The organism is Ruminiclostridium josui JCM 17888, assembly GCF_000526495.1.
Lineage (GTDB): Bacteria > Bacillota > Clostridia > Acetivibrionales > DSM-1351 > Ruminiclostridium > Ruminiclostridium josui.
In genome coordinates this window covers 277,148-292,384 of the sequence record NZ_JAGE01000002.1, presented here as the reverse complement: position 1 = coordinate 292,384, position 15,237 = coordinate 277,148, and the positions used below count along the sequence as shown (strand labels likewise).

Annotated in this window: 14 protein-coding genes; 4 read left to right on the top strand and 10 right to left on the bottom strand. The window is 34.5% G+C overall.

Translation table 11 applies throughout. From position 1 onward, the window contains the following. Positions 1–70 precede the first annotated feature (70 nt). Entirely contained in the window at positions 71–625 is a 555-nt protein-coding gene (locus K412_RS0117950; protein ID WP_024834363.1) for a GNAT family N-acetyltransferase, read from the bottom strand. Between the two features lie 154 nt (positions 626–779). On the opposite strand from K412_RS0117950, the gene K412_RS0117945 reads away from it, so the two are divergent. Continuing rightward, entirely contained in the window at positions 780–1,208 is a 429-nt protein-coding gene (locus K412_RS0117945) for a PaaI family thioesterase (RefSeq protein ID WP_024834362.1), read from the top strand. Here the strand turns inward: K412_RS0117945 and K412_RS0117940 are convergent, their stop codons facing one another. The 7 genes from K412_RS0117940 to rpsO all read right to left on the bottom strand — a co-directional run bounded on the left by K412_RS0117940 (position 1,209) and on the right by rpsO (position 7,909). Beyond that, entirely contained in the window at positions 1,209–1,430 is a 222-nt protein-coding gene (locus K412_RS0117940; protein ID WP_024834361.1) for a YlzJ-like family protein, read from the bottom strand. Next, positions 1,427–2,182, bottom strand: a complete 756-nt coding sequence (locus K412_RS0117935; RefSeq protein ID WP_024834360.1) for a ClpP family protease — start codon at positions 2,180–2,182, stop codon at positions 1,427–1,429. Before K412_RS0117935 ends, K412_RS0117940 begins: the two co-directional genes overlap by 4 nt. A gap of 141 nt (positions 2,183–2,323) precedes the next feature. Next, complete coding sequence (locus K412_RS0117930) at positions 2,324–2,911, bottom strand: dipicolinate synthase subunit B (RefSeq protein WP_024834359.1); 588 nt, start codon at positions 2,909–2,911, stop codon at positions 2,324–2,326. Positions 2,912–2,913: 2 nt separating this feature from the next. After that, entirely contained in the window at positions 2,914–3,789 is an 876-nt protein-coding gene (gene dpsA / locus K412_RS0117925) for a dipicolinate synthase subunit DpsA (RefSeq protein WP_034848315.1), read from the bottom strand. 163 nt (positions 3,790–3,952) lie between these two features. After that, positions 3,953–5,188 carry a M16 family metallopeptidase gene (locus tag K412_RS0117920; RefSeq protein WP_024834357.1) on the bottom strand — a complete coding sequence of 412 codons (1,236 nt, stop codon included), beginning with the start codon at positions 5,186–5,188 and terminating at the stop codon, positions 3,953–3,955. A gap of 89 nt (positions 5,189–5,277) precedes the next feature. Continuing rightward, positions 5,278–7,389, bottom strand: coding sequence for a polyribonucleotide nucleotidyltransferase (locus K412_RS0117915; RefSeq protein WP_024834356.1), 2,112 nt, complete (start codon positions 7,387–7,389; stop codon positions 5,278–5,280). Positions 7,390–7,645: 256 nt separating this feature from the next. Then, positions 7,646–7,909, bottom strand: coding sequence for a 30S ribosomal protein S15 (rpsO, locus tag K412_RS0117910; RefSeq protein ID WP_024834355.1), 264 nt, complete (start codon positions 7,907–7,909; stop codon positions 7,646–7,648). Between the two features lie 316 nt (positions 7,910–8,225). Between rpsO and K412_RS0117905 the strand changes: the two genes are divergently transcribed. The 3 genes from K412_RS0117905 to K412_RS0117895 are packed head-to-tail and all read left to right on the top strand — an operon-like array spanning position 8,226 to position 12,806. After that, positions 8,226–9,191 (top strand): AAA family ATPase, encoded by a 966-nt coding sequence (locus tag K412_RS0117905; RefSeq protein WP_034848313.1) that lies wholly within the window; start codon positions 8,226–8,228, stop codon positions 9,189–9,191. Next, on the top strand, positions 9,178–10,383 hold the full coding sequence (locus tag K412_RS0117900; protein WP_024834353.1) for a DUF58 domain-containing protein: 1,206 nt from the start codon (positions 9,178–9,180) through the stop codon (positions 10,381–10,383). The genes K412_RS0117905 and K412_RS0117900 overlap by 14 nt, the downstream gene beginning before the upstream one ends. Continuing rightward, the gene (locus K412_RS0117895) at positions 10,383–12,806 is read left to right on the top strand and encodes a transglutaminase-like domain-containing protein (protein ID WP_024834352.1); all 2,424 of its coding nucleotides are present in this window, start codon (positions 10,383–10,385) and stop codon (positions 12,804–12,806) included. The genes K412_RS0117900 and K412_RS0117895 overlap by 1 nt, the downstream gene beginning before the upstream one ends. 31 nt (positions 12,807–12,837) lie before the next feature. Here the strand turns inward: K412_RS0117895 and K412_RS0117890 are convergent, their stop codons facing one another. Both K412_RS0117890 and K412_RS0117885 read right to left on the bottom strand, forming a co-directional pair. Continuing rightward, the gene (locus K412_RS0117890; protein ID WP_024834351.1) at positions 12,838–13,710 is read right to left on the bottom strand and encodes a DMT family transporter; all 873 of its coding nucleotides are present in this window, start codon (positions 13,708–13,710) and stop codon (positions 12,838–12,840) included. Positions 13,711–13,837: 127 nt separating this feature from the next. Continuing rightward, positions 13,838–15,226: a sensor histidine kinase gene (locus K412_RS0117885; protein WP_024834350.1), complete on the bottom strand. Its 1,389-nt coding sequence runs from the start codon at positions 15,224–15,226 to the stop codon at positions 13,838–13,840. Positions 15,227–15,237 lie beyond the last annotated feature (11 nt).

Below are 15,237 nucleotides of genomic sequence, written 5' to 3'. Positions count from 1 at the left end.
ACTCAAATAAATTCCTCCATTGATATAAGCCATGATATTTTTATACAAAAGCTATTATAACATAATTTTATTAAATAAATATATAATTGAATTTTTCCTCTACAATATCTCTACCGCCAAGGTTAACAGTTGCAAATGTATTTGTGCTTTTAAATCCGAATTTCCTATAGAATCCTTTTGCACGTTCATTGTCCTTTATAACCCATAAGTAGCAATCATCAAAGCCCTGCTGTTTAAGTCTTTCCACCGCATATTTTGTCAGTTCATAGCCTTGTTTTGTATGCCAGTATTCAGGTAGGACATAAAGTGATATTATCTCACCTGAATTACAGTTATAACAATTGCTTGAATAGTTAATATCTGAATTTGACATGGTACAGGTTTGACCTACTCGCCCTTTACCAAAGGTTATGCAGCCGGTAATCCTATTATCAAGTTCAAAGACCGCAGCTCGGTGTATATTTTTAGAAATAGACCTACTAAATATTTTAATCCAACCATCATCAGATATATTGTTCAAATATTCCTGAGAAATGAAATCCTTATAAGCAGTTTTCCATGTTGTTGAATGAATATAGCTCATTGCCGTTACATCATCTAACGTTGCAGACCTGATTATTCTCATATGTTCTCCATAGTTAAAATAAACTTCTTGCCTATTGTATCAAAGTACTTTAATTCTATCAACTAACCTTGGTGTAAAAAGTTATATTTACTTTTGTGGTTATTCTTGTATAATTGATTGTAATGAATTTCCTAACATAAGGAGTATAGTTATAATGGAAAAAGATATAATCAGATTTTTTGATAAAGACAGATTTGCTCATTTTGCCGGAATTGAACTTAAAAAAGTAGGTAAAGGTTATGCCGAAACAAGTCTTGATTTATCAGAAAAACATTTGAACGGATTAGATGGTGTACATGGTGGTGTAATATTTACCCTTGCGGACTTTGCCTTTGCAGCGGCAATAAATTCAGAGGGTTTTGCTACTGTTGGAATTAATTCAAATATTACATATTTTAAAGCTCCTAAAGGTAATAGAATCACTGCTGTGGCCAGAGAAACATCCGCAGGAAAAAAAATCTGCGGATGCGATGTAGATGTATTTGACGAAGACGGTACCCTTATAGCCAAGTTCAGCGGAACAGGCTACAGAAAAGGCTTGAAAATAGATTTTGCTACAGGAACGCTTACAAAAATTAAGTAATTATTTTGGTATTATTGTACCGGGTTGAATTTTGGGGTTTAAATAGTCGTAGGGGTTGGTGCTTATTATTCTTTGAACCTGATAATCGGAGTCGCCATAACGGGATACTTGTACTTGTATCCCGTCAATATTCATTTCGCTATAGTTAAGATTATTTTTCCCATTATCCTTAGAACTGCTTCCCATGACCACATTATGGTCATAAATAGTATAAAGAATCATTGGAGCTTCCCTCCCTGCTGCTGCAAAGAATTTTCATTTCGTCTCAATTCAATAAGTTCATTGAGTTTCTTTATTGCATCAGATAACCCACCTACCTGATCAATTAAACCCGATTTTGTTGCTTCTTCTCCAAACAGTACTGTACCCACATCATTTGCCAGTTCACCGGTTTTTAGCATAAGTTCCCGGAATTTCTCCCTTTTTATTCTGGAATGGGAACAGACAAAATTAACTACCCTTTCCTGCATTTTATCAAAGTATTCATATGTTTGAGGTACACCTATTACCAGCCCATTCATTCTGATAGGATGTATTGTCATGGTTGCAGAACTGGCAATAAAAGAATAGTCAGCAGATACTGCCATAGGTACACCAATACTATGTCCGCCTCCCAGAACCAGTGAAACCGTTGGTTTTGATAAACTCGATACCATTTCTGATATGGCAAGTCCTGCTTCTACATCCCCTCCCACAGTATTAAGAACCAAAAGAAGACCTTCTATCTGTTTGCTTTCTTCAATGGCAACCAACTGTGGAATTATATGCTCATATTTCGTAGTTTTATTATGTGGTGGTAATAATATATGTCCTTCTATCTGCCCTATAATTGTAAGACAGTGAATATTACTCTCCTCTTTAGGAATTTCAGCTGTTCCAAGTTCTTTTATCTGCTGAAGTTCAGCAGCTTCTTTATTCTGTTCCGCTGGTTGTGTTTCTGAATCTTCATTATTTCTATAGTTTTTATTCTTCACGGTTTATACCTCAGTTTATTATAATTTAGTCTTTCTTATTATCTATTTTATTTATAGAAAAAATACGTAAATCTAATAATGATAAGAATTGCCAACTTTAGTCAGGTTTGTTGTCCTGACAAAAATTGGCACAATTATATTTTAGTTCTTATGTACTAATATTGGCTGAATCTGCTTGTGTTTTAAAGCTTCAACAACCGTAGGCAGAATTTTATCAAAATCAGCAACCAATGAAGTACATTTCTTTATTGGATCATCCTGACCGAATGGGACCATATATACGTTTTTAGTATTTAGCAGTATACCGATGTTTTTTGCATTTGCACTTAACCCATCGTTGGTTGAAACTGCAATAACAACGGGCCTTCCATTTCTCAGGTGTGCTTTACAAGCCATAGTAACCGAGCTGTCCGTAACAGCATTGGCAATTTTTGCAATAGTGTTTCCCGTACACGGGGCTATTACAAGTATATCCAATATTGCTTTAGGTCCAAATGGCTCAGCTTCTACAATTGTACTTATAGGAGTTTTACCTGTAATTTTTGTTAATTTAGCTTTTAAGTCTTCAGCAGTTCCAAAACGAGTATCAAAATCATTAACAGCCTGTGAAATTATTGGAATAACTTCGGCACCCTCTTTTACTAAATTTTCTATCTGTGGAATTGTTTTACTAAAGGTGCAAAAGGAACCTGTTAATGCATATCCGATTTTAATTCCTTCCAGTAACATGTTTATACCCCCAACTCTTCAATAATGTTATATGTAGTATCTTTAATAAATCCTGCTGCTGTTACAGGGGCAACTTTTCCCGGAAGTGATAGAGCCCAGATAGCTTTTAGTCCAAGTTCTTTAGCCTTGCTAAAATCAACCCCTCCAGGCTTTGATGCAAGGTCTATTATAAGACATTCGGGATTCAGTAATTTTAAAAGCTCATAATTAAGTACCATAGATGGAATAGTATTAAAGATAACATCTGCTTTTTCAAGAACCTGTGATAGATTACTCAGCATTACAGGATGGTACCCTAAGCTCCTTATCCAAGCCAAATCAGCATACTTACGTGCTTCAACATAAACATTGGAACCTATACCATGCAGCATCTTTGCGAGAATTTTGCCTATTCTTCCGTATCCTAAAATCAGTGAATTGCTGTTATGTAAAGTTATTGGCATTTCTTCCATTGCAATTTGAATAGCACCCTCAGCGGTAGGTATTGCGTTTAAAACCGCCATTTCCTCCCTCTCTAGCAAGTCAACTGTATAAACATTACATACTTGCGCCAAGTGACTTATTTTATCACTTATTCTTCCTGCAAGGAAAAGTTGATTTTTATTCATTGCTTTAAATAACTCGTTCACATGAATACTCTCATTATGAAAAGGAGCATTTATAAACTCGTTATCATTTGAACAAGGTATGGGTCCGATTATTACATCTGAATCTACGACAGACTCCATTAAGGTTTTGCTTTGTTTCAGTTTTATCTCAAAACCCGCTGTTGTAAAACCATATATATTAACGGAATTACCATCTTGCGCAATTAACTCTGCCAACTTTACACTTCGTAAATCTCCTCCTATTATGCTATACCTTTTACTACTCACCATAAGCCCTCCCACGCAACCGAAGAATAAACTAATTATGACGACTAGTATATCTTATGAAACAAACATATACCGAGTGCCTGTACCAAATACACTAATTCTGATATTTGAGCATAACAAAACAGACCGATGGCTTAAATCCATCGGTCTGTTTTGTTAATAAATATTATATATTGTTTTTAATATTTCCAACTGCTGAAATACTCATTTTTTCAAAATTAAACACTCTTTTAATCATTTCATCAACGCTGTCCATATTAACTCTTTCAATTTTCTGCAATATCTCCTCAGGAGTGTTTATTTTACCAAGCATCAATTCAGATTTTCCTATGCTATTCATCCTGCTGCTGGTACTCTCTAGCCCCAGAATATAATTGCCCTTTAGCTGTTCTTTTGCCTTATTCAGTTCATCCTTTGTTATACCTTTCTTAATAATAAGGTTCAATTCCTCTTTTGTCAGATCAATAACTGTTTGAAGATATTCAGGATTCATCCCAGCGTATATTACAAAAAGACCTGAGCCCTGATAAGTTGATGGGTATGAATAAATGGAATAAACAAGTCCTCTTTTTTCTCTTATATTCTGAAACAAGCGAGAACTCATTCCGCCTCCCAATATGTTATTTAGAGCTAGTAATGAATATAACTTTTCGTTCCCGTGTTCAATACCTTCAAAACCCATACATAAGTGAACCTGTTCCGTATCCTTTTCACGTACAATTTTATTAACCTTGTACTGTGCAGGAGTAAATTTATTACTGAAGGTTTTATCAAATTTCCAATACTGAAAGTACTTATTAATAAGTTCAATAAGCTTTACTTCATCAAAATTACCTGCAACTGATATTACTGTATTGTAAGGTGTATAAAATTCATCCATGTACTTTAATATCATATTTCTGTCAAATTTGTTAATACACATTTCAGTACCGAGAATAGGATATCCTAATGGATTTCCATCCCATACCATTTCAGAAAAAATATCATGTACCAGTTCCTCAGGGGTATCCTCGTACATACCTATTTCTTCAATTACAACACGCTTTTCTACGTTAATATCATCACTGGCAAATGATGAGTTAAAAAACATGTCAGCCAGCACATCCACGGCAATATCAAGATGAGTATCCAGTGTTTTTGTATAATAACATGTACATTCTTTACCGGTAAACGCGTTTATCTGTCCACCGATAGCGTCTATACACTCAGCAACATCCTTTGCGGACCTTTTAGAAGTTCCTTTAAAAAGCATATGCTCAATAAAATGGGATATGCCGTTATTTTCTGACGTTTCATTTCTGGAACCAGTACCAACCCAGATGCCAACTGAAACTGACCTAACATATGGAATTCTTTCATATACAAGTCTTAATCCATTACTTAATTGTACTTTTTTGAACATCTAGTCCTCCGATGTAAATTTTAAATACATAATTGGGCGTAAACCAAAAGTCTACGCCCCCAAAAATCAATTCACAATAAACTAAGGATTTATTTTTCTTTTGTTGTATTTTCCTCAGCCATAGCATCTTTTCTTGACAAATTGATTCTTCCCTGCTTATCAATCTCAGTAACTTTTACAAGAATTTCATCGCCGATATTAACAACATCTTCGACTTTTTCAACTCTCTTTTTATCAAGTTTTGAAATATGAACCAAACCTTCCTTACCAGGTAGTATTTCAACAAAAGCACCGAAAGTTGTTATTCTTACAACTTTACCAAGGTATACCTCACCTGGTTCAATATCCTTTGCTATTCCCTGTATTATCCTAAGAGCCTTTTGTGCAGCTGCACTGTCAGGTGTTAAAATATATACTCTGCCATCTTCCTCAATGTCTATTTTTACACCTGTTTCAGCTATTATCTTGTTTATCATCTTTCCACCAGGTCCAATGACATCGCGGATTTTTTCTGGATCTATATTAGTAGTTATTATTTTGGGCGCATATTCCGAAAGTTCTTTTCTAGGTTCAGGTATAGTCTTCAAAATTACATCGTTAATAATCTGTAAACGACCTTTTCTTGTTAACTCAAATGCCTGACGAATAATTTCATAATTAAGACCGTCAACCTTTATATCCATCTGAATAGCAGTTATACCTTCTGTTGTTCCTGCAACCTTAAAGTCCATATCTCCGAAGAAGTCTTCTATACCCTGAATATCCATAAAGGTTATAAAATTGTCTGGGTTCTCTTCGTCAATAACCAATCCTGCTGATATACCAGCTACAGGTGCTTTTATAGGAACTCCTGCGTCCATAAGTGCCAAAGTACTACCGCATACGCTACCCTGTGAGGTTGAACCATTTGACATCAATACTTCTGATACAAGCCTGAATGCATATGGGAATTCGGTTTCTGATGGAATAACAGGTACAAGTGACCTTTCAGCTAAAGCACCATGTCCGATTTCCCTTCTTCCGGGGCCTCTTGAAGTCTTTGCTTCACCTACACTGTAGCCAGGGAAATTGTAGTGATGCATGTATCTCTTAGTTTCTTCGGTATCAATACCGTCCAGCATTTGAACATCTCCCATTGCACCTAATGTTACAGTAGTAAGTACTTGAGTTTGTCCTCTCTGGAAAAGACCTGAGCCATGCGTTCTTGGCAATATGCCAACTTCTGCGGAAAGTGGTCTTATCTCGTCTAAACGTCTGCCGTCAACACGCTTTCCTTCCTTTAATATATATTCACGAACTACTTTCTTTTCAAGCTTATATATAGCATCATTTATCTTGCTTTCCATTTCAGGGAATTGTTCAGCCAAAGCTGCCTGAGTTTCTTCTGTTAATTCTGAAACCTTGGTATCTCTGTCCTGCTTATCTGTTGCCAGAACTGCAATACGCATTTTATCATATGCAAATTCTTTTACTGCAGCAAATATTTCTGCAGGAACATCTGCTGATTCATAGGTAAATTTAGGTTTACCTACCTCTTTTACTATTCCATCAATAAAGTCACAAATCTTTTTTATCTCTTCGTGACCCTTTTTAATGGCATCCAACATAACATCCTCAGGAACTATGTCAGCTCCTGCTTCAATCATTGTTATCTTTTCCTTTGTTCCGGCAAGTGTAACATACATCTTGCTTTTTGCACGCTGTTCTTCATTTGGGTTAATGATTACTTCACCGTCTATTAAACCAAGAACAACTCCACCAATAGGTCCGTTAAAGGGTATATCTGAAATACTTATTGCAACGGAAGCTCCTATCATTGCAGCTATTTCAGGAGAATTATCCTGTTCAACTGACATTACTGTATTTACAACAGCTACATCATTTCTCAAATCCTTTGGGAAAAGAGGTCTGATTGGTCTGTCTATAACTCTTGAAGTCAATATTGCTTTTTCAGAAGGCTTTCCTTCTCTCTTAATAAATCCACCGGGAATCTTTCCTACTGCATATAGTCTTTCTTCATAATCAACGCTGAGCGGGAAAAAATCAATTCCATCTCTTGGTGCAGCCGAAGCTGTTGCTGAAGACATTACTACGGTATCTCCGTATCTGATTAATGCTGAGCCATTTGCCAATTGGGCAAGCTTCCCTGTTTCAACTGTTAGTGTTCTACCTGCAAGTTCCATGCTAAATGTTTTAAACATATAAGTCCTCCTAAGTTTTTAATAGTTTTACATATGCTATTAAAACTATAGACTGTAGCATGTAGATTCTACGCCAAATTGATTTTTGACGCACAATCTACCTTCTACCGTCTATAGTCATATGTGCTTTATTAGTATTATTTCATATTTAACACAACTTATTTCCATAAATTATACTTAAATATTTCCACAATACGTATGTATTCTGAATGCATATAAAAGCAGGCAGGCGGTTAGCCTGCCTGCTTTTATATGATTATTTTCTTAGACCAAGTTTTTCAATAATTGCACGGTATCTTTCGATATCATTCTTTTTAAGATAATTTAATAAGCTTCTTCTTGCACCAACCATTTTAAGAAGTCCTCTTCCTGAATGGTAGTCCTTTTTATGAATCTTTAAGTGTTCATTAAGGTGGTTGATTCTCTCTGTAAGAATAGCAACCTGAACTTCTGGTGAACCAGTATCACCTTCATGCAACTGATACTTAGCAATTATTTCCTGCTTTAAATCTTTAACCATTTTAAAATACCTCCAAGATTTTGTTGAATCGCCATAAACCGGGTAATTGGATGGAGTAACCCAAAAACCTAGTTAATGGTTATAAATTTCATACTTATGTATTTTAGCACAATTAATAAATATTTACAATGATAAATTTATGTATATCATAAAGTTAAAAACCTTATATTACTATATTTTTAACTTGTATTATTTTTTACTAAGAACATATTAAAATCAAACAACTATTTCCTATATTTCAATTAAATTATTAGAATTTATGGATTAAATTGTCTTAATCTTATATACTTAATATAGTATATTTTATCGCAAGGAGATGGTTTATATTAATAATAATTCTGCTCTTTTAAAAAGAATTGCCGATAATGTTGAAAATGTAATTGTCGGAAAAAGAAATGCTATTGAATTAGCAATAATTGCCCTTATCAGTAATGGACACGTTCTTTTGGAGGATGTTCCCGGCGTAGGTAAAACGAGCCTTGTTTCAGCTTTGGCCAAATCCATTTCTGCATCCTTTAAAAGAATTCAGTTTACCCCAGATGTTCTTCCCTCTGATATAACCGGTTTTTCAATATTCAATCAAAAAACGGGAGAGTTCGAATTCAGGCCGGGAACAGCTATGTGTCAAATTCTTCTTGCCGATGAAATTAATAGAACCTCTCCTAAAACCCAGTCCAGTTTGCTGGAAATAATGGAAGAAAACCAAGTCACAGTTGACGGTACTACATATAAGCTTCCAAAACCATTCATGGTTCTGGCAACCCAAAATCCAATTGAATATATTGGTACATATCCTCTTCCTGAGGCACAGATGGACAGGTTCTTCATAAAAATATCTCTTGGATACCCTCAACAAGGTGAAGAAGTTTATATCTTATCAAGATTTCTGGAAGATAATCCATTAGAAACTCTTGAAGCAGTTGCAACTAGTGACGATATTCTTCAAATTCAAAAAGATGTAAAACAGATTTACATAGATAAGACCTTAAAAAACTATGTTATTGATATTGTAAGTATGACAAGAAAGAACCAGTATATTGCCCTTGGGGCAAGTCCGAGAGGTTCAATTGCAGTTTGTCGTGCTGCGCAGGCATGGGCGTATTTCAACGGCAGAGATTATGTAATTCCTGAAGACATAAAAAAGATGCTTCTGCCTACCCTTTCACACAGACTTGTTTTAAAGCAGGAGGCTAAGCTCAAAAAAATGTCCTCCTCTGACATACTAACTTCAATAATTGACAAGGTATACATACCTATGGTAGATAACTATGAGAAAAAGTAGAATTACCTTTATCTTTTTATTTGTATTGTCAATAATATTTATATATAATTTCGGCGGCTTTGTATCCTTCTTCTTTTTTAACACCCTTGTTGCCTTATTTATATTATCTCTTGCATATACCATATTTGTATTTGTAAGAATTAAATTTATACAGGAAATAGACAAAAGGACTATTGTAAAAGGAGAGAATGTAAGGCTTGTTGTAAAGATTTCAAACGAGGATATTTTAGTATACCCTTATGTTTTTGCAACCTTTTTTAGTTCCCATTCCTCCTTTAAAGGTAAAAATTCTTCACAAAGCTTAGCCATCAGCCCCAAATCCGGTAAGGAATTTATCTTTGATATGGAATGTAAATTCAGAGGTGAGTATGATGTAGGGCTAAGTGAAATCTATATTGAAGATTTTCTTGGGTTAATAAAGTTAAAGTATAAAATACCTGAACCCAAAAAAATCATTGTTTATCCTAAAATTGAGCATCTTTCAAATTTCAGTATCATGTCTTCGGGAAGTTCCGATTCTCAAGCTACTCAAAACGGTTTACAGGATAATATAAATAACATTAAAGATATCCGTGAATACATGGCCGGAGACAGCTTCAGAAAGATACACTGGAAGCTTACTGCCAGAAATGACAAACTTATGGTTAAAAACTATGAGGGTGTTACAGAAGCAAATATAAATATTCTTCTTGACCTAAGAAAAAATGTCTATAGTGATGAAGAAAACATAATTATAGAAGATAAGCTAATTGAAGCGGTTGTTGCTGTATTGTATTATTATTTATCCAAGGATGTTTCTGTTAATTATGTATATTTTAATGGTAAGCTAGAGGTGTTCAAAGCTTCCAATATGATGGATTTCGAGCAAATCTACAAATCATTATCATGTGTAAACTTCGATGAGCAAGTACCCATGCCTGACATTCTGAGGTTTCATTCAGAATCCTGTACTAATCCATCGGATATGATTATTTTTACCAGTATACTGGATATTGATTTGTATAATGAAATGTACAAAGCACAGATGGCAAACCATACTGTCAATCTAATTTATGTATCACCGGACAGTTCCCAAAATGTAAAATCTGACATCATTGAAGATATAATGGAAAATCTTCCAGAAATAGGTATTAAGGCATATTCCATACATCCAGACGATGATATAAAAATCTTACTTGGAGGTTCGGACTGATGGGACGCGAAAATAAATACAGTGTATTTGTTAATTTAATATTAGTAATGCTTTTATCCTTGTCTGTTTGTCAGACCCTGTATACCTCTCTTTTTATGACATACAGATGGAGCATAAACATTTTTCTTTACGTAGTACCACTAACTTTTATTTTTTATCTGATGCTAAAAAATAAAGTTACCTGTATTGTATCAGGTATTACATTGTTTTTGCTTGCAGGCTGTTCTTTTGTTATAGTATATAATTCAAATAGCTTTAGTTCCTACTCTATTTGGCTGATTGATACAATGCAAGGATACATTGGCGAGCCAAACTTGCGTTACCAAACAATAACAGTGTTTCTTATAACCTTTATTGTTACGCTGATGGTATATATCTTCGCCATTAAACTGTATAATATCTACTTAGTTAGCTTTATAACCTTCAGTTTGTTCTTTGGCCAAGCTTATGCAAACATTTTTGTAAGTAAACCAGCATTTGTTCTTTTTCTTTTTTCATTTCTGCTCTATTACTTTTTTTACATATTAAAAGTAAGAACCGAAGGAAAATCTTACGATCCCGGCAACAGACTTAAGTACCTGCTGTACATAATCCCTGTCTGTATAGCTGTACTAATTCTCAGTTTTAACTTTCCAATAGGTAATAAAAGAATATCTTGGCCCTGGTTGGATAGTAAGTTGGACAAAGCAATTGAAAGCTTTTCACACAAAAATACCTCCTCTTTTGACTTCTTTTCTTTAAACGCAACAGGTTTTGGAGACAATGATATTCTGGGAGGTAATATTAGTCCTGACAAAACCCATGTTATGGATGTAAAATCAGAGTACTATAATCTTTACTTAAAAGCATCTTCAAAGGCATATTATAACGGTCATGGTTGGTATGACGATGATCCTACTTATAACCCTGTCTATGGGAACGCAGTTCAATCACCTTTTAGCAATATAAGTGTGGATGCTAATCAGTTTGAAGCAGGAAGCCTGATTAACAGTTCAAGTAATAAAAATGAACTATATAAAAGTTCAAAAATCGAAGTCAAATTTAAAAATCTGAAGACAAAGTCACTTTTTATACCTGCCAAGACATATCAGATTACACCTAAAAAACTGCTGAAATTATTTATAGATAATTCCGGAATGATTTCTGCCGAAAAAACCCAAGGCAGCAATTTTGAATATATTGTCAATTTCGATTATATGTTTCTTAACAGTGACGAATTCAAAAACAGTATCCGGCAGAGCTACAAAGGGTATTTAATGGATAATCTATACACTTATGAAAAAAATCAATTCAAGCTTTTATTTAATATTGACATAGACAACTTATCTGACGAAGACAGAAATGTCATTGCTAGTGTAAATGTATTTCGTACCCTTCAGGATCAATTACGTGAAATTTATACAAAATATGTTTCATTACCAAGTACAGTAACTCAAAGAGTTCGGGATCTGGCCGAGAATATAACTATAAATCAAAGCAATAACTATGATAAAGCAAAAGCTATAGAAACTTATTTGGCCACAAACTATCCGTACACCCTTAAGCCGGGTAAACCACCTTTGAGTAAAGATTTTGTTGATTATTTCCTTTTTGAGGGCAAAAAAGGATACTGTACGTATTATGCAACTGCTATGACTGTATTATTAAGGTGCATTGGGATACCTGCCCGTTATGTTGAAGGATATATCTTGCCTCCCGACAACAGGAATGGAATTTTTAAAGTTACAAACCAGCAGGCTCATGCATGGGTTGAAGCATATTTCGAGGGATTTGGATGGATTCCCTTTGAGCCTACCTCTCCTTTTGTAGCAGCAATGTACCAGGATAACCATATAAGGCCTGTTATTGCAACTAATATGACCGGTCAATATTATGATGAATATCGTAGAATGATGGAGAAATATCAAAGGGGAAATAACAATCAAACTATAGATCTTTCCGGTAATTTGCCTGCTGATAATGAAGATAGCAATACTATCCGAGTAGCTTTTATTACAGCTATTTCATTGATTTCATTGATTCTGCTGGCTATATTAATCATTGTATCATTCAACAGAATAAAATTTTACTATTTACTAAGCAAAATAAGAAAGCAAAACCCAAATGATGCAGTTTTGACTGCCTACAGTTATATTATAAAGCTATTCAAATTACAAAATGTAACTATCTCAGCTGGAGAAACTCCCTTTCAATTTGGAACAAGGGTTGAAAAAATAATGGACTTTAAAGGATACAGTTTTAACAAATACGATTTTAATATAATAACCGAATATTATGTCAAGGCTAGATACAGCAGGGATACCCTTCCTGACAAAGCAAAACAAGATATGATTGATTTTATTGAAACTGTTTTAAAACTTACTTCCGAAAAAGTAAACAGAGTCAAATTCAACTTTTATAAATATTTTCTTGGTAAAGTATAAAAATTTATTAACAGGCTGAAATCACTGATTTTCAGCCTGTTTTTGACTTCTTAATAAAAGACAGCTTTGTTTCAGAAATTATAACTGCAATAAATATAAGTAAAAAGCCCCAGGCAAGTCTGACTGTCAACTTCTCACCATAAAAAATAATAGAAAACATAACACCGAATACTGATTCAAGGCTCAATATGATTGCAGCAGCAGAAGGATGTGTGTACTTTTGTCCTATATTCTGGAATAGCAGGGCTACTGCCGTGGCAAAAACAGCCAAATACAGAATTCCTGCAACATTTTGAATACTCACTTCTTTAGGGATATACTCTACAGTAAGACCAATTATCCAAGAAAAAACAGCAGCAAACCCGAATTGGACTATAGTAAGTATTATTGGGTCCTTTCCTTTCCCCAATTTTGCAACAGCCACAAGGTGAGCAGCATATATAAAACCGCCCAGTAAAGTAAAAGCGTCGCCAATTCCTACGGTAAAGCTTCCAGTAAGAGAAACCAAGCCTATCCCCGTAATACAAATAACTGCTGCTGAGTAGTTGTATATGTCCGGTTTTGACTTATCAACAAGCCAGAATAAGAACGGTACGATTACACAATAAATTGCCGTTAAAAATGCGTTTTTTCCAGGTGTAGTATTTGTTATACCAATAGTTTGAGTACTATATCCCAAAAACAAAAAAAGCCCAATAACTCCGCCTTTCCATAGGTATTCAAAAGTTATATTTTTAAGCCTTTTGTAAAATATCACACCAAGCATAATACAAGCTATGGTAAAACGGAATCCCAAAAGAATATGCGGTGGAAATATGTCAACAGTATCCTTCATTATAAAAAATGAACTACCCCAAATAAAAGCAGCACAAAAAAGTGCTAGCTTTGGCATAAATGATTTCATATGTAAGCTGCTAATTTTAAATCAATCCTTTCAGACAACTGTTATGTAAAGTTTTTAATTTGAATATTAATGTATACAAAAGATACCCTCATATTCTATCATTATAATGTTCAAAATAGAAGGGATTTTATATTTTAGGAATGGTAAATGTAAATTTCGTACCTTTACCATAAGTACTCTGTACATAAATACTTCCTCCGTGAGCAGCAACAATGGATTGGCAAATAGTAAGACCTATTCCGGAACCGCCTGTCAGCTTATTTCGTGACTTATCAGCCCTATAGAACCTCTCAAAAATATAAGGCAAATCTTCATGAGGTATACCCGGTCCATTATCCGTCACAGTTATTTCCGTATTTGCTACATTATCCTGTATATTTATTACCACCTCTCCACCTTCAGGAGTGTATTTTAAAGCATTTGAGAGTAAATTCACAAATACCTGACTTATTTTATCTTTATCAGCATACACAATACAATCTGTACCTGTAAGTTTTAATTCAAGACCTTTACTTAAAAATTCCCTTTCAAAATTGTGAATTTGTCTTTTTGCCAGCTCAGTAATATCAAATGTATCCATATTCAATACAAGATTTTCACTTTCATATCTTGCTAGCTTTTCAAGGTCACCTACCATTTTGCTAATCCTTACAATCTCTTCATGACAGCTTTTTAGTCTTTCCGAATCAGCTGGCCATATTCCGTCTATCATAGCTTCCAAATGACTCTGAAGAGTTGCCAGGGGAGTTCTGAGTTCATGTGCTACATCTCCCGTAAGCCTTTTTCTTAATATTTCCTGCTTTTGCATGTTTTCTGCGAGCTCATTTATGGTAACAGTAAGCTGATTGATTTCTCGGGTATTTGACTTATCTGTAATTCTGTCTGAATAAAAGCCTCTTGATATGGCTTTTGCTGTATCTATGGCCCTTGCTATGGGTGAAACCAGTCTTTTTGACATAACATTTCCGAATAACAAGGAAAGAATTAAAGAAAAAATCCCTACAGCCCAAAGTAAATTGTATAAATCATTTATAAATGCAATATCGCGTTCATTAAGATAATTATCTCCATAGGTTCCTATCTCTACAGTTCCTACCTTGTTAAGGTTATGGTTTATAGAATATGGAACCTCTGTATAGCCTGACTTACCACCGCCAGGCATCCTGCTTGCATTCTTTGACATATGCTCTATTATTCTTTGACACATACCATTGTTATGAGCTTTTGCATCCCATATAACATTACCATTAATATCTTTGACTATTAGAATAATTCCATTCTCCATAGAACTTATGCCAATTGATTCAATTACTTTTGTATTCCATTTACCGTTTCCCAAGTATTGACCAGAAAGGGTAGTAACGATTTCTCGGTTTTTTTGCTCAGTATTTTGTTTTACATATTCTTCAAAGTGCTTATATATAAAAAGGGTTGTAAAAACACTTATAAGCATGATACAAATAAGAGCAATGGCAACATATGAAATTGAAAGCTTTGTTCTTAAACTGGAATTCATGTCCGCTACCT